General features: G+C 40.7%; 17 protein-coding genes. 6 read left to right on the top strand and 11 right to left on the bottom strand.

The window, feature by feature from the left end:
* Window positions 1-107 precede the first annotated feature (107 nt).
* Genes BSAG_RS19060 through BSAG_RS19070 form a run of 3 tightly spaced genes read right to left on the bottom strand, consistent with a single transcriptional unit; the run spans window position 108 to window position 2,872 of the window.
* Window positions 108-1,019 carry a dihydrodipicolinate synthase family protein gene (locus BSAG_RS19060; RefSeq protein WP_004314824.1) on the bottom strand — a complete coding sequence of 304 codons (912 nt, stop codon included), beginning with the start codon at window positions 1,017-1,019 and terminating at the stop codon, window positions 108-110.
* A gap of 36 nt (window positions 1,020-1,055) precedes the next feature.
* The gene (locus BSAG_RS19065) at window positions 1,056-2,072 is read right to left on the bottom strand and encodes a hypothetical protein (protein WP_004314825.1); all 1,017 of its coding nucleotides are present in this window, start codon (window positions 2,070-2,072) and stop codon (window positions 1,056-1,058) included.
* A 47-nt stretch (window positions 2,073-2,119) separates the two neighbouring features.
* A complete protein-coding gene (locus tag BSAG_RS19070; protein WP_004314826.1) occupies window positions 2,120-2,872 on the bottom strand; it encodes a FadR/GntR family transcriptional regulator in 753 nt (250 codons plus the stop codon).
* Window positions 2,873-3,286: 414 nt separating this feature from the next.
* Here BSAG_RS19070 and BSAG_RS19075 point away from each other — a divergent pair, with 414 nt between their 5' ends.
* The 3 genes from BSAG_RS19075 to BSAG_RS19085 all read left to right on the top strand — a co-directional run bounded on the left by BSAG_RS19075 (window position 3,287) and on the right by BSAG_RS19085 (window position 6,468).
* Window positions 3,287-3,913 carry a hypothetical protein gene (locus BSAG_RS19075; RefSeq protein ID WP_004314827.1) on the top strand — a complete coding sequence of 209 codons (627 nt, stop codon included), beginning with the start codon at window positions 3,287-3,289 and terminating at the stop codon, window positions 3,911-3,913.
* 300 nt (window positions 3,914-4,213) lie between these two features.
* On the top strand, window positions 4,214-5,239 hold the full coding sequence (locus tag BSAG_RS19080) for an AI-2E family transporter (protein ID WP_004314829.1): 1,026 nt from the start codon (window positions 4,214-4,216) through the stop codon (window positions 5,237-5,239).
* Window positions 5,240-5,295: 56 nt separating this feature from the next.
* The gene (locus tag BSAG_RS19085) at window positions 5,296-6,468 is read left to right on the top strand and encodes a glycosyltransferase (RefSeq protein ID WP_004314830.1); all 1,173 of its coding nucleotides are present in this window, start codon (window positions 5,296-5,298) and stop codon (window positions 6,466-6,468) included.
* 2 nt (window positions 6,469-6,470) lie between these two features.
* On the opposite strand, the gene rimI is transcribed toward BSAG_RS19085, so the two are convergent.
* From rimI to BSAG_RS19105, 4 genes are all read right to left on the bottom strand, one after another.
* Complete coding sequence (gene rimI, locus BSAG_RS19090; protein WP_004314831.1) at window positions 6,471-6,929, bottom strand: ribosomal protein S18-alanine N-acetyltransferase; 459 nt, start codon at window positions 6,927-6,929, stop codon at window positions 6,471-6,473.
* Entirely contained in the window at window positions 6,929-8,395 is a 1,467-nt protein-coding gene (locus BSAG_RS19095; protein WP_004314832.1) for a RimK family protein, read from the bottom strand. The genes rimI and BSAG_RS19095 overlap by 1 nt, the downstream gene beginning before the upstream one ends.
* A gap of 130 nt (window positions 8,396-8,525) precedes the next feature.
* Complete coding sequence (locus tag BSAG_RS19100) at window positions 8,526-9,770, bottom strand: ABC transporter permease (RefSeq protein WP_004314833.1); 1,245 nt, start codon at window positions 9,768-9,770, stop codon at window positions 8,526-8,528.
* Between the two features lie 123 nt (window positions 9,771-9,893).
* Window positions 9,894-11,093, bottom strand: coding sequence for a pyridoxal phosphate-dependent aminotransferase (locus tag BSAG_RS19105; RefSeq protein WP_004314834.1), 1,200 nt, complete (start codon window positions 11,091-11,093; stop codon window positions 9,894-9,896).
* A gap of 181 nt (window positions 11,094-11,274) precedes the next feature.
* Here BSAG_RS19105 and BSAG_RS19110 point away from each other — a divergent pair, with 181 nt between their 5' ends.
* A complete protein-coding gene (locus BSAG_RS19110; RefSeq protein WP_008025695.1) occupies window positions 11,275-12,510 on the top strand; it encodes a fucose isomerase in 1,236 nt (411 codons plus the stop codon).
* A 99-nt stretch (window positions 12,511-12,609) separates the two neighbouring features.
* Here the strand turns inward: BSAG_RS19110 and BSAG_RS19115 are convergent, their stop codons facing one another.
* The 4 genes from BSAG_RS19115 to BSAG_RS19130 form a co-directional block, all read right to left on the bottom strand.
* The gene (locus BSAG_RS19115) at window positions 12,610-13,449 is read right to left on the bottom strand and encodes a histidinol-phosphatase (protein ID WP_004314836.1); all 840 of its coding nucleotides are present in this window, start codon (window positions 13,447-13,449) and stop codon (window positions 12,610-12,612) included.
* 79 nt (window positions 13,450-13,528) lie between these two features.
* The gene (locus BSAG_RS19120; protein WP_004314837.1) at window positions 13,529-15,397 is read right to left on the bottom strand and encodes an ABC-F family ATP-binding cassette domain-containing protein; all 1,869 of its coding nucleotides are present in this window, start codon (window positions 15,395-15,397) and stop codon (window positions 13,529-13,531) included.
* Between the two features lie 27 nt (window positions 15,398-15,424).
* A complete protein-coding gene (locus BSAG_RS19125) occupies window positions 15,425-16,231 on the bottom strand; it encodes a DUF3805 domain-containing protein (RefSeq protein ID WP_004314838.1) in 807 nt (268 codons plus the stop codon).
* A 52-nt stretch (window positions 16,232-16,283) separates the two neighbouring features.
* Window positions 16,284-17,477, bottom strand: coding sequence for a hypothetical protein (locus tag BSAG_RS19130; protein ID WP_008019595.1), 1,194 nt, complete (start codon window positions 17,475-17,477; stop codon window positions 16,284-16,286).
* A gap of 241 nt (window positions 17,478-17,718) precedes the next feature.
* Between BSAG_RS19130 and BSAG_RS19135 the strand changes: the two genes are divergently transcribed.
* Window positions 17,719-18,408: a response regulator transcription factor gene (locus BSAG_RS19135; RefSeq protein ID WP_004314840.1), complete on the top strand. Its 690-nt coding sequence runs from the start codon at window positions 17,719-17,721 to the stop codon at window positions 18,406-18,408.
* Window positions 18,409-18,435: 27 nt separating this feature from the next.
* Window positions 18,436-20,217 carry a sensor histidine kinase gene (locus tag BSAG_RS19140; RefSeq protein WP_004314841.1) on the top strand — a complete coding sequence of 594 codons (1,782 nt, stop codon included), beginning with the start codon at window positions 18,436-18,438 and terminating at the stop codon, window positions 20,215-20,217.
* The last annotated feature ends 54 nt before the right edge of the window (window positions 20,218-20,271 follow it).

The raw sequence follows: 20,271 nt of genomic DNA, 5'->3' as shown, positions 1-20,271 counted from the left end.
ATTTTAGGTAATTTTGAACGCATTTAACTAGATTTGAGGGGAATGACAGAAAGTAAAATAGCTAAACCCCAGCAATATACTTTTACTGTCATCTCCTCTTTTTATATCTAAAAATCGAAGAAATTTATTGCATCCAAATCACCTTTTAATTTGTCATACTCCTCAATTGAAAAAGGTTTAATCGGTAAACGACAACTGCCACAATCAATGCCTATTAATTTCATGATAGCTTTACCTCCACGTACGCCTCCACCATATTTAATGATAACTTCCACTGTACGTATAGATTTCATTTGCCAGGCACGTGCTGTTTCCACATCATTTTGCTTCATTGATTCAAAAATGGCATGGTAAACATTCGGAATATAATTATATGTACTTCCTACGCCTGCCACAGCTCCCATTGATAAACCTGCAATCAAAATCTCGTCAAAGCCATGCAGAACTTCAAACTTATGCTGCTCCAAATCGATGCAAGCCCCCATCTCCATCAGGTTATTATGAGTAAATTTAGTACCTACCAAGTTTGGTATTTTCTTCTTACCCTCTACCAAAAATCTATCTACCGGCAAATTAACCCCTGTGATTGACGGCATATTATAATAATAGAAAGGTAGTTCACTGGCAGACCTGCAAACCGGAGCAAAAAAATCGATCAACTCATCTACCGTTCCCGGCTTGAAAAAAGACGGAGCTATTGAAGCAATGGCATCGGCTCCTGCTTTTTCTGCATGACATGCCAATTCCATAGCACTCCGTTGACAGTTTGAACCTACATGGGCAATCACTTTGAACCGCTTACCAGCCGAAGCAACCCATTTTTCAAGAATTAATTTACGTTCATCAATCGTCAGCGAAGAGAATTCACCGGTCGTACCGCACACAAACACCCCTTTAATAGGAGTTGATGCGATCCAATCAGCATATTTTTCAATAACAGATAAATTTACATCCCCATTTTCATCCATTGGGGTGAAGGTGGCCGCAACCATCCCTTCCAGTCTTTCATAATTGTTCATAATGCATTTAATTAGATTTGATATTTCATTTTATTTCTAGAAACTTCCCTTCAGAATAAATGGCGTCCGTATTCCCGGCTGTACCTCACCACTTACGATGAATACCTGATTTCCGACAGAAACAACATTCGTAGTAACCGGAATGCGATAAGGACATTCGAGCGAATCTACCAGAGAATTCGTACTTGTACTGACTACTCGTAACTTGCGGCTGAATCCCGGATGCTCGGAAGATGTAGGAAGAATCTCTTCCACTCCCCCAAATAGCAGAATCTTATCCTCCCCGTATGGTATACCAGTCCCCGCCATTACAGGAAAAGAACCGATCATTTTACTCCATTTTCCAATGCCTGGCTCAAATACGTACCCCTCCGTATGTTCTACCATCGCCTCATCCGGAGCATAACTTCTTCCGCTGAAAAGATAAAATCGTTCCCCTTGAGCCACGCCTACTGCATAGGAAAGAGAAGGACCATTCCAATCCGGCATTTCTTGCCATCCTCTTTCTTTATGCATCAAATCAAGCATGTAAAAATGATGAGTCGACTGTTCATTTACCATAGTCTCTTGCCCCCCAGCAATATAAATACAGTTATCACCCATTGCTCCCGTTGCATTCGCCAACGGAACCGGCAAAGATGGATAACTGACAGAGTCTATCACAAATGAATCTTCTTCTTTCTTTATCAGGAAAACGTTATCACTACACTGCGTACGATCACACCCTCCAATACACAACAATCCTTCCGGCAGACTTATTGAAACTCCATAAGCAAGCGGGCGATCGAGAAAATCATCATAAACAGTCCATTTTCCCGTTTGTAAATCATAGCTATATAAAGTAGACCACCAAGTTTTCGTTCCTCCTTCCCAAGGATACTTGTCAGGAAAGTTAGCTCCGCCCAGCACAAGCAACTTTCCTTCCACTATCCCGGAATATGCACCTGCTAATCCGACGTTCTCCGGCATGCCGGCGCATCCTGGAAGCAGCAATGAGTTTTCCCATTGCACCTCTATCCTCTTTTCCTTTTTTCTCAAACAAGATGTATTCATAAACAATATTATTAAGGATAAACATAAAATGATGAAATGTAGTCTTTTCATATCCCTTCTACCTTTTCACTACTTTCTTTTTCTGCCATCAACTCCTGACTCCGATTGACCTTGAAAATCTTATAAACCTCAAAATGTCTTTCGATGGCATCCCGGTATCCTTTTTCATCCCCTTTTTTTATAAAATCCAGCAAATCAGCATGAGTAGCTATTTTACCACTTTTACTCATTTCTATATTTATAGGTTTCAAATAATCTTTGAATTTTTCTTTCACATAGACAAGTATAGGGTGAATGATTTCCTGAAATTCGGATATTATTTTATTTCCAGTGATTTTATATAGTTTCGTATGAAAAGCCGATTCACTGATTAATGCGTATTCATTATTCTCAAAAACAATTCCCATTTTCACTATCTCGCTTAATTCTTCGATGTCTTTAGGAGTTATCTTACGGAAAATATCGCTTGATATTCCTATTTCAAGTGCAATTCTGAAATCTAACAGATCTAAAATAGTTTCTTCACTCAAAACACGAGGATCTATCACTCTTTTCATCCCTCCTAAAATAGAAGGTTCGGTCAGAACCATTCCTTTGCGAGGACGTGCATGAATCAGCCCCATCATTTTCAAACGACTCAATGCTTCTCTGACAACACTCCTTGCAACTCCTAATTCTGCAGCCAGATTATTCTCATTGGGAATTGAATCTCCACGCCTTAAGTCATTCTTTTTAAAGTAAGTAAGCAGACTGTCTTCCACCTGATCGATTAATGTTGTTTGATTAATTTCTATCTTCATATTATTAGAATTTTACGATTTGTATTATTTGTCTGACAAATAATACAAATGCAATATTAAGGGATTTTTTTTAGAATACAATAATATTAGTATAGAAAAACACTCACTTATGCTGAAAAACATAATTTTCGGCACAGGACAAGAAACGTTCACTTGTTCAACACATTAGAAGATTATTCCCAAACATTGCATCAATTACTTGTCCGCCTCACATAAAACAAATACCTTTACTGCATAATTTTCATTATCCCTTTACAACAAAACAATTATTTTCTTATAGGAAAACAAATAGTTTTTTATAACAGGACAATAGACACCCTATAACAGGACGAGCAAAATTATACTAAGCAGTTTCATAAAAGCTACAGTAAAAAACAATAAAGAATACAGAGAATATATTTAATTATCAGAATAATGGCATATTACGACTTTAAGAAGAAACCGGCTCTCACTACAAAAGAGGGAGAAAAGGATGTGTTGTACCCCAGCATTGTATTTAACGGCACTATCAACACCAAACAACTATTGAAACAACTCGTTGCCCGCACCGGATACAAGCCGGGAGTGGTAGAAGGTACACTGATGGAACTTGTAGACCTCGTGGGAGAATACATAGGACAAGGCTACCGGGTAGAAGTAGGTGAGTTCGGTTATTTTTCCGGAAAGATAAAATCCCGACTGGTGAAAGATAAAAAAGACCTGCGTTCACCTTCCATTCAATTCAACGGAGTGAATTTCCTTGCTTCCAAAACATTCAAGAAGAAAGCAACGGGTAAACTGGAACGGGCTCAAAAACTATTTTTCCAAGCTTCAAGCCAACTGGATGACGAAGAACTGAAAAGAAGACTACTTGAACACGTCAACCGATATGGATTCATCACACGCACCACATATACCGAACTGACCGGACGACTGAAAAATAAAGCATTAGAGGATTTAAAGCGGTTTGCCAAAGAAGGCATAATCTGTAAAGTGGGACGTGGGAATCAAATGCTTTTTGTGAAAAACCAAGAGGATAGTCAAACAGAGCAGAATATATAACATAAAAAAAGGCTATCTATCCCAGACAGCCAATCTTTGTTAACCTTAAATCTAATACTATGAAAAACACACTACAAAGATACGAGCTTTTCGGTTATCTCCAAATTTTCAGGTCAAAGCAGTGTATCTTATAACATGGTTTAATAGAAACAACCAATCCGTTAACATTTAACATAAATCAATTGGATATTAACGAATATCCGCTCAATGAAACCAAACTGTTTTCATTTCGTTATCTCACCATAAAACAAACCTTTCCTATACCTTAATTGTTCATTATATAAACGAATTTCACATGATATGAGCACCAAAGAACAATACTGGAAATATTCCCTCATCGTCATCATCCTATTTATGGGGATCATCATCTTCCGACAAATCACTCCATTCCTGGGAGGATTATTGGGAGCACTCACTATTTATATTCTTGTACGCGGACAGATGAGATATCTGGTAGAAAAACGAAAGCTAAAACGTAGCCTAAGTGCTTTACTGATTACCGCAGAAACTATTTTTGTCTTCCTTATTCCTTTGGGACTGACCGTCTGGATGGTAGTAAATAAACTACAAGATATCAATCTGGACCCACAAACGTATATCGCACCGATCCAACAAGTAGCCGAATTTATCAAAGAGAAAACAGGATATGATGTATTAGGAAAAGATACATTGACATTCATTGTCTCCATACTTCCCCGTATCGGACAAATCATAATGGAGAGTATCAGCAGTCTCGCCATCAACCTGTTCGTCATGATCTTTGTACTTTATTTCATGTTGATCGGAGGAAAAAAAATGGAAGCATACGTCAACGATATTCTGCCATTTAACGAGACCAATACTCAAGAAGTAATCCACGAAATCAATATGATTGTTCGTTCCAATGCCATCGGTATTCCCTTGCTGGCTATCATTCAGGGAGGAGTAGCCACGATAGGTTATCTTCTTTTCGGAGCACCCAACATCTTATTATTAGGATTCCTGACCTGCTTTGCAACCATTATTCCGATGGTGGGCACTGCATTGGTATGGTTTCCCGTAGCCGCTTATCTGGCTATAAGCGGAGACTGGTTCAACGCCATCGGGATTGCCGCATACGGAGCCATCGTCGTATCACAGTCAGATAACCTGATTCGGTTTATTCTTCAAAAGAAAATGGCAGATACTCATCCACTTATCACTATTTTCGGGGTAGTCATCGGTCTGCCGTTATTTGGGTTTATGGGAGTGATCTTCGGTCCGTTGTTGCTTGCGTTATTCTTCCTTTTTGTAGATATGTTTAAAAAAGAATATCTGGACTTACGAAATAACCTCCCGTCGAGATGACAGAACTACCGAAAAATTGTGTACTTTTGCCGTTGTAAAAACGACACTAAAATTTGATGGAAACATTTACATTCAATACTGTCGAACTGATTCTTTTATCAGCGGCAGGCATTCTTTTTATCATTCAGCTCATCTATTATTTTGGTCTGTACAATCGGATACATGCCCATAATAAGGCTGTACGCAAAGAAGAGGTACATTTTTCACGAGAACTGCCTCCACTTTCCGTAATTCTCTGCGCACGCAATGAGGCTGAAAACCTGCGTAAAATCCTGCCAGCCATTCTGGAACAGGATTATCCGCAATTCGAGGTGATTGTCATCAACGATGCTTCCACAGATGAAACCGAGGATATACTGGGAATGATGGAAGAAAAATATCCTCATCTTTACCATAGTTTTACCCCTGAAAGCGCACGCTATATCAGTCATAAAAAACTGGCCCTGACATTAGGCATTAAAGCCAGTAAACATGATTGGCTGGTATTTACAGAAACAAACTGTATGCCGGCAAGTAACCAATGGTTAAAGTTAATGGCACGCAACTTTACTCCGCAGACTCAAATCGTATTGGGATATAGCGGCTATGACCGTACAAAAGGATGGTTGCACAAACGTACCGCATTTGATACCCTCTTCCAATCCTTGCGTTATCTGGGATTCGCTTTAGCCGGAAAACCATATATGGGTATCGGACGTAACTTAGCTTACCGGAAAGAGTTGTTTTTCCAACAGAAAGGATTCTCCAAATACCTGAACCTGCAACGTGGAGAGGATGACCTATTCATCAACCAGTTGGCAACTCCTTCAAATACCCGCGTCGAAACAGACATCAACGCCACCACACGGATAAATCCTGTGTACCGATACAAAGAATGGAAAGAGGAAAAAATAAGCTATATGGCGACCGCAAGATATTATCAGGGAATACAACGATACCTTTTGGGATTTGAGACTTTCTCCCGTCTGTTATTCTATGTTTCCTGTATAGCAGGCATCGCATCCGGCGTCCTCAATTCTCATTGGTTAGTCGCAGGCATCGCACTGTTAATCTGGTTACTACGCTTCATCATGCAAATTGTCGTTATTAACCAAACAGCCAAAGAAATGGGAGGAAACCGGAAATACTATTTCTCATTACCGCTATTCGACCTTCTCCAACCTATACAGTCGCTGAATTTCAAGATTTGCCGATTCTTTCGAGGAAAAGGAGATTTCATGAGAAGATGAATTCATGGAATCAACCGTTGCATATAAATAGCATCCGAACCATCATGATAATAGCATGGCTTTATTCCTGCCGGAATAAAGCCATTTTTCATATATAGCGCAATAGCGGCAGCGTTCGTCACCTTCACTTCCAAAGTAATTTTAGCAGCCTTACATTCGTTAGCTGTCCGAATCGTTTGGTCCATCAATGCTTGTCCCAATCCTTTCCCTCTGAAATCCGGATGGACAGCTATCGAATATATCCTTAAATAATGAGTTCCACCATGGAATAATAAGGAGACATAAGCGATTACCCTATCCCCTTCCATCATTACATAGAAAGTTCCTTTCGAGCGGCTTATCAGATAAGCAAACTGTTCTTTCGAAAAGCTATCTTCCCGAAAACATTCCCATTCTATTTCCAAAATAGCAGGAATATCACTTTGCTGTGCTTTACGAACAAATAAACCCGTCTCCATCATCAATAATGTTTCGCCTCCAAGGCCTGTTCAAAATGATTCAGTAACCGGTAATACATTTCATCACCGATAATGGCATCTTCCAGCCCATGGTCGATACTCGGATTATCATTGATCTCAATAACATAGGCTTTATCATCTACCATTTTCAGGTCGACTCCATACAATCCCTTTCCGATCAGATTCGCAGCTTTAACGGCTGTATCCAACACTACCCGAGGTACCTGATAAATAGGAATCGTATCTACCAGTCCGCAACGACTTCTGCCCGAATCATAGTGGCAGTAAATTTGCCAATGTCCTTTTGCCATATAATATTTGCAGGCATACAGCGGTACCCCATTCAACAGGCCGACACGCCAGTCAAACTCCGTAGGAGTAAATGCCTGCGCCAGTAAGATAGCCGACTTCTCAAAAAGCATCTTCAGACTTGCTTGCAGTTCTTCCTCATTCGAAACCTTTTTCATGCCAATGGAATAAGACCCATCCGGTATCTTCAGAATAAAAGGAGCCCCCACCTGTTCGCTGATCTGCTCAAACGAATGATCGTTTGACTGAAAAATCAGCGTTGACTTAGGAGCAGAAATTTTTTCCTTTTCAAAAAGTTCTTTCAGGTATACTTTGTTCGTACACCGGATGATGGAAAGCGGATCGTCAATAACGGCCATTCCGTTTTGTGCAGCCAATTGCGACAAATGGAATGTATAATGATTCAATGATGTTGTAGTACGAATGAACAAGGCATCAAATTCGAGCAAACGGATGGCGTCATCTTCCGTAATCATTTCCACATGAATATTCATCTTCTTGGCAACTTCTGCCAATTTATGCAAGGCACCTTTGTTGCTGGGCGGAAATTTTTCCTGTGGATCAACCAATACAGCTAAACTATAACGGGAAGCTTTCGCCGACTTAGGCGCACGCCATATTTTCTTATTAAAGTTATCCAATGTGTTGGCAAAGAAATCCTGCTCTTCATCATTGAGCCGATTCAGAGGAAGAAATTGAATACTTTCGATCTGATTTCTGGGATGAGTATTCAAAGCCACCCTCAATAATGGGCAAGGGTAATTCTCAAAAATAAATCGTGCAATCCGCTCCAGACCTTTCTCTCTACATTTGCCAAAGTAAATGTTCAGATACCAAATGTCGTCTTTGACATTGTTCTTCTGTATCCACTGGTAACAGAGGGCTTGCAGACTACGATCCATCCGAACACCCGTCCCGGTCTCCAACTTGTTGATTATATCAACATCCGGAATGACTTTCTGTCCTCTCGTTTGGGCTAACAATGAACAGTAATACCCTTCAGAGTTATAACTGTAATCATCGCTAAGATTAATAACTAACTTCCGGTCTTTTTCTACCGGCTTGTTTTTCAGATAGTCGGAAACAGTCAGGACACTACTTGTCTCGTAATACGGTTTCCAGTCATCCAGATTATCCAACAGGATTAACACATTATTCATAATGGTTAAAAATTAAACCTACAAGAGGATATTAAGTAAATTGGGCGCAAATATAGACATATTATTCACTCCACATCACGCAACAGACTAAATTATTTATGCAGTAGAAAACGGGTAGATAAAAAGAGGATTATTCGTATCTCATGGAGCTTGCCGGATTGATCTTGGTAATCAAAAATGAAGGACCAATCAACATCAATACAGAAGCAAACAAAGTACCCAAATTAATCAAGATAAAAAGTAAAACATTAAAAGATACCGGGACAGTATCTACGTAATAAGTCTCCGGATCAAGTTTGAAGAGTCCGAATTGAGATTGAAGAATACAGAATGCCAAACCAATAGCATTGCCCCATAGCATACCTTTGCCAATCAGAAAGACTGCAAACCAAAGAAAGGTTCTGCGAATCGTGAAATTATTGGCTCCTAATGCTTTTAAAATCCCAATCATATTGGTGCGTTCGATGATAATAATCAGTAAACCGGAAATCATGGTGAAGCCGGCAACTCCTATCATCAAAATCAGAATCACCCATACGTTCAAATCCAATAAATCAAGCCAGGCAAAGATTTGAGGATTCAGTTGTTCGATGTTACGCACATAATACACACCTCCCAGTTCATCTTGCCTGTTGTCAATATCAGTTGCGATCTCATAGGTTATATCTTCCAGTTTATCATAATCTTTCACCTGTAATTCCACACCGGTCACCTGTTCCGGTTGCCAACCGTTCAAGCGATTCACCAGATTGAGATCCGTCAGTAAAAAGAGGTTGTCGTATTCGGAGAAGTTCGTCTGATAAATTCCGGCAATCGTCAGGCGACGAGCACGAATATCATCCTGTATATAATAGGTATATATCTTATCTCCCAGTTTCAACTTCATTTTAGTTGCCAACGCTTTCGAGATAAGCACTTGATTGGTAGATACTGAATCACTGAAAACAGGAATCTCCCCTTCTACCAAATACTCTTTTATAAAATGGGGGTCGAACTCCGGACCTACCCCTTTTAACACCATTCCTTGAAAAGCGTCATCGGTCTTAATCATACCCGGTTTGGTAGAGAAACGCTGCACATGGCTTATCTCCGGATAATCAGCAAGAGCAGTCATCATACTGTCTCCTACCACAATCGGATGAGTTTCGTAAGAACTGACGGCATCCAGATTAGTTATCTGAATATGTGACCCGAATCCTATGACTTTATTTCTCACCTCACTTTTAAACCCGATAACTACCGCCACCGCAATAATCATCACAGCCAAACCAATAGCAATACCCGCCATGGCAATGAGGACCGCAGGACGTGACACCTGCTTTCCGCCATCGCTTTCACGATAGATACGCCGAGCTATGAAAAGTGATAGAGACATTGGGTTAAGTATTAAGTATTAAGTATTAAGTATTAGACATAAAGTATTAGACAATTATACACACGAGCAAACACACAAGAAGCTACGGTTAATACTTAATACCTAATACTTAATACTTAAATTTCATTCTGTTCTTCCCGGATATGCTTCCAAAGCCTTCTGCAAGACAAAAAGCGCACGGGTTAAATCTTCTTTCTTCAATACGTAAGCAATACGAACTTCATTGATGCCGGAACCCGGAGTGGTATAGAAACCGGAAGCCGGAGCCATGAATACCGTCTGACCTTCATATTCAAAATCAGAGAGGCACCATGCACAGAACTTGTCGGAATCATCTACCGGGAGTTTCGCTACTGTATAAAAAGCGCCCATCGGGATGGGTGAATAAACACCGGGAATACGGTTCAAACCGTCAATCAGGCATTTACGACGTTCTACATATTCATCATACGTTTCACGAGAATACTCTTCCGGAGCATCCAAAGAGGCCTCTGCAGCAATCTGTCCGATCAATGGAGGACTCAAACGAGCCTGGCAGAACTTCATGACAGCATCGCGTATCTCCTTGTTTTTGGTTATCAACGCACCAATACGAATACCACATTCTGAATAACGTTTGGATACGGAGTCAATTAATACCACATTATTCTCAATACCTTCCAAATGGCAGGCAGAGATATAAGGAGAACCGGTATATATAAATTCACGATATACTTCATCGGAGAAAAGGAACAAATCGCACTTCTTTACCAGATCACGAATCTGATTCATTTCACGACGGGTATACAAATAACCGGTAGGATTGTTGGGATTACAAATAAGAATCGCTTTGGTACGCTCATTAATCAGTTCTTCAAACTTCTCTACTTTCGGAAGGGAAAAGCCCTCTTCAATGGTCGTAGCAATGGTGCGGATCTTTGCTCCGGCAGAGATTGCAAATGCCATATAGTTAGCATAAGCCGGTTCCGGAACAATTATTTCATCTCCCGGATTCAGGCAGGAAAGGAAGGAAAAAAGTACGGCTTCCGAGCCTCCTGATGTAATGATTATATCGTCTGCTGTAAGGTTGATATTGAATTTCGCATAATATCCTACTAATTTCTCGCGGTAGCTACGATAACCGGCACTTGGACTATACTCCAATACCTTCCGGTCAATATTGCGTATAGCGTCAATCGCGGCCTGAGGAGTGGGCAGATCAGGCTGTCCGATGTTCAGGTGAAACACATGGACTCCACGTTGCTTGGCAGCGTCTGCCAAAGGAGCCAGCTTTCTGATAGGAGATGCAGGCATCTCGTTTCCGCGAATGGATATGGTTGGCATAATTTTAACTACAAATTACTTAATTACTATTTACTTTTTCTACTTGGAGCTGCAAATGTACGCAATAATTTGAATACAGAGACATAAAAACTTTAAAAACCTTAGCAAGGTTAAAATCGTTATGGTAATTTGAAAAGAAAGCTATACATTTGTCATACGGAAAACTTAAAACAATATCATAATGACCATACACCTTATCTCATTTGCTTCAATCCTTCACAAACAAGTCTCGCTACGTAGCTCACACGAAGCTATTTTAAGCGAAATTGAAAAATATTATACCGTAAAGCTCGTTGATTATCAAGATATGGACAAGCTTAGTAGTGATGATTTCAAAATTATTTTTATCGCTACCGGTGGGGTGGAAAGACTGGTCATACAGCAATTCGAAAACCTCCCCCGCCCTGCCATTTTACTGGCAGACGGCATGCAGAACTCTCTTGCTGCCGCATTGGAAATATCCACATGGCTACGGGGACGTGGAATGAAGAGCGAAATACTACATGGCGAATTACCTGCTATCATCCTGCGTATTCATACACTTTATAATAATTTCCGTGCACAACGTTCCTTATTCGGCAAACGTATCGGAGTCATCGGAACTCCTTCTTCCTGGTTAGTTGCCAGTAACGTAGACTACCTGTTGGCAAAACGTCGTTGGGGAATTGAATATGTAGATATTCCATTGGAACGGATTTATGAACAATTTCAACAAATAACGGATGAGCAAGTCGGAGCATCATGTGCAGCTGTAGCATCGCAAGCTCTTGCCTGTCGCGAAGGAACTCCCGAAGATTTAATCAAATCCATGCGGCTGTACCGGGCGATAAAAAAGGTATGTCAGGAAGAAAATCTGGAAGCACTGACATTGAGCTGCTTCAAATTGATTGAACAAATCGACACTACCGGATGCGTGGCATTATCTTTATTGAATGATGACGGGATAATAGCAGGTTGTGAAGGCGATCTTCAATCTGTATTTACGCTATTAGCAGTGAAAGCGCTTACGGGCAAGGACGGATTTATGGCAAATCCTTCCATGATTAATTCCCGTACGAACGAGCTGATATTAGCACACTGCACCATAGGACTCAAACAAACGGAGAGATACATTATCCGCAATCATTTTGAAACAGAAAAAGGAATTGCCATACAAGGGTTACTTCCAACAGGAGACGTAACGATTATAAAATGCGGCGGTGAATGTCTGGACGAATATTACTTATCTACTGGAACATTGACTGAAAATACCAATTATATTAATATGTGCCGCACGCAAGTACGCATCCGCATGAATACTCCAGCCGAGTATTTTCTGAAGAATCCATTGGGAAATCATCATATTATGCTTCATGGTAACTATGAAGATACATTGAACGAGTTTTTCCAGGCAAATGCTTGCAAAAGAACTGAATAACATCTCAAAACATCCTTAAAGAAAGCGCCTCCTTAATAAACAAAATAAATTATCAGTTTATTAAGGAGGCACTTTGGAGATTGACTAAATTCTATTTCTTTATTCAATTTCTCTTTCTTCCCATTTTCCATTATGCCACTCTGCAACTGAAGTAAAACCTGCCTTCTTCAAAGCAGCCAATGCCTCGGCACGTCCATTATTAATCCGTTCCGGATAATGCGCATCACTGTTCACCTGTACTCTGATACCTAGTTCTTTCAGGAATGAAAAATATCGTTTATTGGGATAGAACGTTCCTAAATCGTGATAAGATTTAGTATTTATTTCAACGATATAACCATATTCGGCAATGGCGGTGAAATATTTGCGAACCAATGCATCATACCACGGTTCATCCAATAATCCCGGACGATAACAGGAAGCATTATAATGCATCTTGTCAGCATGACCGACAATATCAAATCCTCCCAATTCTACCATACGAAGCAGGTTCTTATAGTAAAGGTGGACAACAGAATCCAAGTCACCATCGAAGTGCTTGTCTACCAATTGACGGAAAAGATCTGCCGGAGTATCAATATCTACGATTTTTCCTTCCGGAGAGTACAACATATGTACGGAACCTATCCGGTAGTCAAGTGGTAGTTTTTGAAAACAGGGTAAAGAAGGGTTGCTTTCTTCGTTCAGGTAATCTATTTCAAGACCAATGGCAAGCTCTATTTTATCTGCATATTTCTTCTTCAGACGGGAAAATTCGGAAAGGTAATCATCCATTCTATCCCACTCCATCGTCCATGCAGTAGAAAACGGCAGTGGAGCATGGGAAGAAATGCCATAGGAAGTAAATCCTTCACTGATAGCAAAACGAATAAAATCTTCCATATTGGCGCGTCCGTCACAATACAGACAGTGGCTATGATAATTGGTTAGGTTTGTCATACAAGGTTATATGTTGTCCGGGATATATTATCAAAGTTATTATCATTATCAGACTATTCTAGTGATACAATGGCACAAATCAGCCTTCTATTTCACTAAGTTCCAGCCATCGCATTGTTTTCTCATCAATCAGGTCATTGACTTCAGGCAAACGTTTCGATTTCTCTGTCAATTCGTCAACAGAAAGGGTACCGCTACATAAGAGTTCTTCAATCTGCACTTTTTCTGTTTCTAATTCTGCTATCTCCTTTTCCAATTGCTCGAACTCTCGTTTTTCCTTGAAACTCATCTTCCGTTTGTCGTTCAAACGAACACGGGCAGTCTTTTCTTCCTGCGGCTTTTCAGCTTCTTTCTCCTTTTGAGCTTTCGCGTCTTTCCAGTCACGATAGTCGCTATAGTTTCCGGGGAAGTCGCGAATATCTCCCTGTCCATTGAATACCATCAAATGGTCTACTACCTTATCCATAAAGTAGCGGTCGTGAGAAACAACAATCACACAACCTTTGAAATTTTGAAGATATTCTTCAAGCACGTTCAGAGTGATAATATCGAGGTCGTTGGTAGGTTCGTCAAGCACCAGGAAGTTAGGGTTACGCATCAGGATGGTACACAGATAAAGACGACGACGCTCGCCCCCGCTCAACTTATAGACATAGCTATGTTGCGTTTCGGGAGTAAACAGAAAATGCTGTAAGAATTGCGAAGCAGTCAGTTTCTTTCCATTACCCAGTTCAATCACTTCGGCAATATCCTGCACTACATCAATAACCTTCATTTGTTCATCGAACTGAAGGCCATCCTGCGAGTAATAGCCGAAACGAACAGTTTCACCAACATCCACCGTTCCACTGTCGGGCGCAACCTGCCCCATTAATATCTTGATGAAAGTAGATTTACCTGTTCCGTTATTTCCCACAATGCCCATCTTTTCATAGCGGGCAAAGATATAAGAAAAATCATCCAGTATCTTCAAGTCACCGAAGCTCTTAAACAAGTGATCGGCCTCGAATATCTTACTACCGATATAGGATGCTTTCACCTCCAGCTTCACATTATCATTGTTGAAACGTTGCTTTGCCACCTTTTCCAATTCATAAAAAGCATCTTCCCGGTAACGGGCTTTATGCCCGCGTGCCTGCGGCATCCGGCGCATCCAGTCGAGTTCCGTACGGTAAAGGTTGTTGGCACGTTCTATTTCTACACTTTTAGCTTCGATACGTTCCTGACGTTTCTCGAGATAATAACTGTAGTTACCTTTATATTGGTAGATTTGTTGATTGTCTATTTCGATAATCTCCGAACAAACACGATCAAGGAAATAACGGTCGTGCGTCACCATCAGCAAACTAAGATTGGTACGACGCAGGTAATCTTCCAGCCATTCGGTCATATCCAAGTCCAGGTGATTGGTTGGCTCATCAAGGATAAGCAGATCCGGCTCGGTAATCAACGCATTGGCTAAAGCAACGCGCTTCAACTGTCCACCGGACAGTTGCTTCACTTTTTGGTCGAAGTTGCGGATTTTGAGTTGCGAAAGAATTTGTTTGGCTTTCTGTTCATATTCCCAGGCTTTCTCCTGATCCATACGCGCCAGAAGATTTTCCAATCCCGGATGACCTTCAGTCTCCATGCAACGTTCATACTCTTTTATCAGTTCCACGGTACTGTTACCGTGATGGAAACAGGCTTCAAGCACGGTCAACTCTTCGGGATACTGTGGATCTTGTTCCAGATAATCCACCCGAAGGTCACGCCGGAAAACAATGTTACCGCTATCATAACCTTCTTTTCCGGCGATTATATTCAATAAAGTAGTTTTTCCGCTGCCGTTCTTCGCTATCAATCCTACACGCTGGCCTTCAGCAATGCCAAAAGATATATTTTCAAAAAGAACCAAGTCACCGAAGGACTTGGTCAGGTTATCTATCTGTAAATAAGGTACAGCCACGTAATTTAGTAATTAGTTGGTTAGTGATTAGTGATTAATAATCACGGATTTATACTCTTCAATAATGTCGCAAGGTTCTCCAGCCTTTACTTTACTCCATGCCAGTTTCAACGGGTCGATGATACGGTCTTTATATTGTAATACAGGAGCTTCCCGGTTACCGTCAATCAACGTTTTCCATTCCATACCTTCCACTTCATTCGTCAGAATTATACAGACTGTGATGCCGATTGCCAACCATTCCTCTTTCTTTTTCGAGCCAATCTTACCGCTATTAATCACTTGCTGAAGTTTCTCCAGGTCTTCTTCTATTCCCTGAAAATCTTTTTTCAATTCCTGCTTCACGGTGGATACCACCCATTCGTACGCTTCATTAATCAAATAGATTTCAGAAAGACGGGCCGGGATCAGTTCAGCAGGATACTTCTGCCCTTCTTTGCGTACCTCCAAAGTAGCGATTACATCTTCCGCCTCCTTCACAACTCCGCCTTTAGGTACAGTAAAAGAACATTCGAAAGCAATATCGTCAACTCCTGTAATCCACAAATGGGAAGTATAATAAGTCCCCTCCTCCTGAAACATTTCTTTGCTATACGCACATTCCCACGTTCCGACTTTCACCAACGAAGCCGAATCATTCTCTTTCAGTTCCTGCCGGATGACGTCTTTACCATAACCGGCTTTTCCTTTAAATGCGGATATACGAAAATTTCCCGTCCATACTTCGGGATTATAGAAAAGAAAAGAGCCTTCGCCATCTTCAAACTCATTCCAGTCTGATGGATAGTTCATAGAAAACCATGCTCCGGGAGAGATAAATTTCTTGCCTTGCATCCTTTTATATTAAAATGATTACTTGGGCAAAAATACGAATTAAAAACGAATATCATTTACCTATCGGCTGTATTTTCCTCCGCACTTCTTTAGAAATCTCCAAAAACATATAATTCAACTTTCCGGAATGGATTCCTTCTTCGTTTTCCTTATACTTCTTATTAGCATACTGCTTCGATTTCTCGAAAGTCAGTAACGACATCTCATTCTGCGATTTGCCTACCATTGTAGAATCCAGTTGTTCATCCGGGAAAAAATCATCCAGATCGACATCACCAATCATCGTTGTCTCCAGGAAGTTTTTATTCGTGTGCGAATTATCCGTATAGTATCCTACAAACATGTGCCCCGGTGTACGTACCAGAATAGGATCAATATTAATGGCGCGAAGCAACGACGCAAACAACACACTCCCATCCACACAATTAATCTGTGAAGATTCCAGTGCATCATCAAACGTACGGACACGCTGCGAGAAAACAACATTGCTCGAAAGGCTGGTATTGGAAACAGAACTATAACGGAATTTACGTTTCTGCAATATATTCCAAAGGGCATATACCTGCTTGTCTACCGCCCCTTTAGCCTTACTTTGATAACCGAGAAAGCGATTAACAATCCGAGTATTCAATGCTTCACGAAGTAACTGATCGATCATCGGATTTTCTTCATTGACATAAGCCGCAAAGAAAATACTGGTATCATGGAATTTAGTTCCGTTAGCCACATACCCCAACAGACACTCATTGATGCTACGCACTGAAAAAGTACGCACCCGTTGTCCCAAATCTTTTCCGTTCATCTCCACTGTGATGGCTACGCTTACCGGCTCTGCCTGCACCTCATTTTTCAGTGCCTCATAATTCCAGATAATATCAGGATAAATCGTATATTCTGTCCTGGGCTTGTTTAATACAAATTCCGACACCGAGCGGGAGAAAAAAGGCGTTTCGGCTACTTCAATCCGCACACGACTATAAGCTGTCTTCGATTTCAACCGAACGGCAATACACGACTTCGGATTTCCCAAAGACGTCGAATCCGACGGAACAATCACTTGTGCATCAGTGGTGGCAACAGACAGAATCGCCGAAGGAAATATATTTCCTCCCAGATCGTCTACAATCTCAAAACCGGAATTGAATGAAGTATATTTAAACACAGACATACCGCCAAGGAGAATTAACAGTACCACAACAGATCCTATTATTTCCTTCCGATGTCGTTTTAAGTCAATTTTTATCATTATTTGTAGTTTCTATAGTCAAACATTTCTATTGTATCTCGCTAACAAAGATAACAAATAGCGAGCGTTTTTTCCTCTTACAATCAACAAAAACTTCCATATTCCGTATCAATTCCCGGAATTCACAGAATGTAACACGATTGTAACGTCTGTTTCATCTGCCCGTAACAAAGTCTCCTCATCTTTGCAAAGGATAAAATAAAAACGTAACTTTGTCATATCACATTAATACATATATCTTATGAACGATTACCGTATTCTAGTTGTCGACGATGAAGAAGACCTCTGTGAGATTCTGAAATTCAATCTTGAAAACGAAGGTTATGAGGTTGATACAGCAAATTCTGCCGAAGAGGCAATGAAGATGGACATCAGCAGTTATCACTTAATTCTCCTCGATGTGATGATGGGAGAAATCTCCGGTTTCAAAATGGCCAACATCTTGAAGAAAGACAAAAAAACAGCAAAAGTGCCTATCATCTTTATCACGGCAAAAGATACTGAAAACGATACTGTGACCGGATTCAATCTGGGAGCAGACGATTATATTTCGAAACCTTTCTCCCTGCGTGAAGTCATTGCCCGTGTGAAAGCAGTATTAAGACGTACGGTAACAACGGAAACGGAAAGAGCACCCGAACGTCTTACTTATCAGTCGCTCGTTATTGACATCACAAAGAAGAAAGTAAGTATCGACGACGAAGAAGTGCCATTAACTAAAAAAGAATTTGAAATATTGCTTCTACTGGTACAGAATAAGGGACGCGTATTCTCACGCGAAGACATTCTAGCCCGTATCTGGAGTGACGAAGTGTATGTGCTCGACCGTACCATCGACGTAAACATCACCCGTTTACGTAAAAAGATAGGTATATACGGCAAACGTATTGTCACCCGTCTCGGATATGGATACTGTTTTGAAGCTGAATAAGTAATAATACCGAATTAAGCAATTATTATGAACCTGCCTGTAACTCAAAAACATTTTCTTTCTTTCAGCCGGAAGCTGTTCCTTTCGGTTATTTCACTCTTTCTGGTATTTGCCATTTGTTTTATTGCGTACCAGTATCAACGTGAACGGGAATATAAAATAGAACTGCTGAATACAAAACTGCAAGATTACAACAGCAGACTCTACGAACAATTGGAAGAGCAACCCCTTGATAGCGAAATAATCAGCGGTTATATCAACAAACATATTCTGGAAGACTTGCGTGTGACCCTTATTGATGCAGAAGGAAATGTTGTTTACGACAGTTATCCAAATCATAATAACCAAATAGAAAACCATCTGAATCGTCCGGAAGTACAGAAAGCAATAAAGCATGGTAACGGATATGACGTACGTCGTACTTCGGAAACAACCGGAGTTCCCTATTTTTATTCGGCCACTCGTTATAAAGATTATATTGTCCGTTCGGCTTTGCCTTATAACGTCAGCCTCATCAACAACCTGCAAGCAGATCCACACTATCTATGGTTTACCATCATCGTGACCTTATTATTAATGATTATCTTCTATAAATTCACCAACAAACTGGGCACTTCCATCAGCCAGCTCCGTGAATTTGCCATGCGTGCCGACCGAAACGAGCCTATCGAAATGGCTATGCAATCCGCTTTTCCACATAATGAACTAGGAGAAATCTCACAACACATCATCCAAATCTACAAACGATTGCACGAAACCAAAGAAGCTCTCTACATCGAACGTGAAAAGCTAATCACTCATCTCCAAATCTCGCACGAAGGATTAGGAGTATTCACAAAAGACAAGAAAGAAATTCTAGTCAACAATCTTTTCACCCAATACAGTAACCTGATTTCGGATTCCAACCTGGAAACAACAGAAGAAGTCTTTGCCATCAACGAACTAAAAGAGATTATTCATTTTATCAATAAGAACCAGCAGGAACGCTCGAGAGGAAAAGGCGAAAAACGAATGTCAGTTACCATCAACAAGAACGGGCGGACATTTATCGTAGAATGTATCATCTTCCAGGATGCCAGCTTTGAGATTTCCATCAACGATGTCACCCAGGAAGAAGAACAAGTAAGACTCAAACGCCAACTGACTCAAAATATCGCCCATGAGTTGAAAACTCCTGTCAGCAGTATTCAAGGATATCTGGAAACCATTGTCAGCAACGAGAATATTCCACGTGAAAAGATAAACGTATTCCTCGAACGTTGTTATGCACAAAGCAATCGTTTGAGCCGGCTGCTACGCGACATCTCCGTACTCACCCGCATGGACGAAGCCGCCAGCATGATTGATATGGAACGAGTGGATATTAGTGTACTGGTCGGAAATATTATCAATGAAGTATCTCTGGAACTCGACGAAAAGCATATCACAGTAATCAACTCTCTGAAAAAGAGCATACAAGTCAAAGGTAATTATTCATTGTTATATTCCATCTTCCGCAACCTGATGGACAATGCCATCGCATACGCCGGAAGCAATATTCAGATAAATATCAACTGTTTCCGTGAAGATGAGAATTTCTACTATTTCAGCTTCGCCGATACTGGTATAGGTGTATCACCCGAACATCTGAACCGTCTCTTCGAACGCTTCTACCGGGTAGACAAAGGTCGCTCACGCAAACTAGGCGGAACAGGATTGGGACTGGCTATTGTGAAGAACGCCGTTATTATCCACGGCGGCAACATCTCCGCCAAGAACAATCAGGGAGGCGGACTTGAGTTTGTATTTACACTGGCAAAGGAGAAATAGAGGGGTAGCTACATTTTAAAACATTTCCCGAATCATTACTTCGGCTTCCTTCAT

This window comes from Bacteroides sp. D1 (genome assembly GCF_000157095.2).
Classification (GTDB): Bacteria; Bacteroidota; Bacteroidia; order Bacteroidales; family Bacteroidaceae; genus Bacteroides; species Bacteroides xylanisolvens.
Note: the sequence above shows the minus strand (reverse complement) of the source record. Positions and strands in the feature narration are given on the sequence as shown.

What these genes read in the sequence shown, in the direction of transcription:
- BSAG_RS19060 (WP_004314824.1), bottom strand. Translation starts at nt 1,019, where the DNA reads ATGAACAATTATGAAAGACTGGAAGGGATGGTTGCGGCCACCTTCACC.
- BSAG_RS19065 (WP_004314825.1), bottom strand. Translation starts at nt 2,072, where the DNA reads ATGAATACATCTTGTTTGAGAAAAAAGGAAAAGAGGATAGAGGTGCAA.
- BSAG_RS19070 (WP_004314826.1), bottom strand. Translation starts at nt 2,872, where the DNA reads ATGAAGATAGAAATTAATCAAACAACATTAATCGATCAGGTGGAAGAC.
- BSAG_RS19075 (WP_004314827.1), top strand. Translation starts at nt 3,287, where the DNA reads ATGGCATATTACGACTTTAAGAAGAAACCGGCTCTCACTACAAAAGAG.
- BSAG_RS19080 (WP_004314829.1), top strand. Translation starts at nt 4,214, where the DNA reads ATGAGCACCAAAGAACAATACTGGAAATATTCCCTCATCGTCATCATC.
- BSAG_RS19085 (WP_004314830.1), top strand. Translation starts at nt 5,296, where the DNA reads ATGGAAACATTTACATTCAATACTGTCGAACTGATTCTTTTATCAGCG.
- rimI (WP_004314831.1), bottom strand. Translation starts at nt 6,929, where the DNA reads ATGATGGAGACGGGTTTATTTGTTCGTAAAGCACAGCAAAGTGATATT.
- BSAG_RS19095 (WP_004314832.1), bottom strand. Translation starts at nt 8,395, where the DNA reads ATGAATAATGTGTTAATCCTGTTGGATAATCTGGATGACTGGAAACCG.
- BSAG_RS19100 (WP_004314833.1), bottom strand. Translation starts at nt 9,770, where the DNA reads ATGTCTCTATCACTTTTCATAGCTCGGCGTATCTATCGTGAAAGCGAT.
- BSAG_RS19105 (WP_004314834.1), bottom strand. Translation starts at nt 11,093, where the DNA reads ATGCCAACCATATCCATTCGCGGAAACGAGATGCCTGCATCTCCTATC.
- BSAG_RS19110 (WP_008025695.1), top strand. Translation starts at nt 11,275, where the DNA reads ATGACCATACACCTTATCTCATTTGCTTCAATCCTTCACAAACAAGTC.
- BSAG_RS19115 (WP_004314836.1), bottom strand. Translation starts at nt 13,449, where the DNA reads ATGACAAACCTAACCAATTATCATAGCCACTGTCTGTATTGTGACGGA.
- BSAG_RS19125 (WP_004314838.1), bottom strand. Translation starts at nt 16,231, where the DNA reads ATGCAAGGCAAGAAATTTATCTCTCCCGGAGCATGGTTTTCTATGAAC.
- BSAG_RS19130 (WP_008019595.1), bottom strand. Translation starts at nt 17,477, where the DNA reads ATGATAAAAATTGACTTAAAACGACATCGGAAGGAAATAATAGGATCT.
- BSAG_RS19135 (WP_004314840.1), top strand. Translation starts at nt 17,719, where the DNA reads ATGAACGATTACCGTATTCTAGTTGTCGACGATGAAGAAGACCTCTGT.
- BSAG_RS19140 (WP_004314841.1), top strand. Translation starts at nt 18,436, where the DNA reads ATGAACCTGCCTGTAACTCAAAAACATTTTCTTTCTTTCAGCCGGAAG.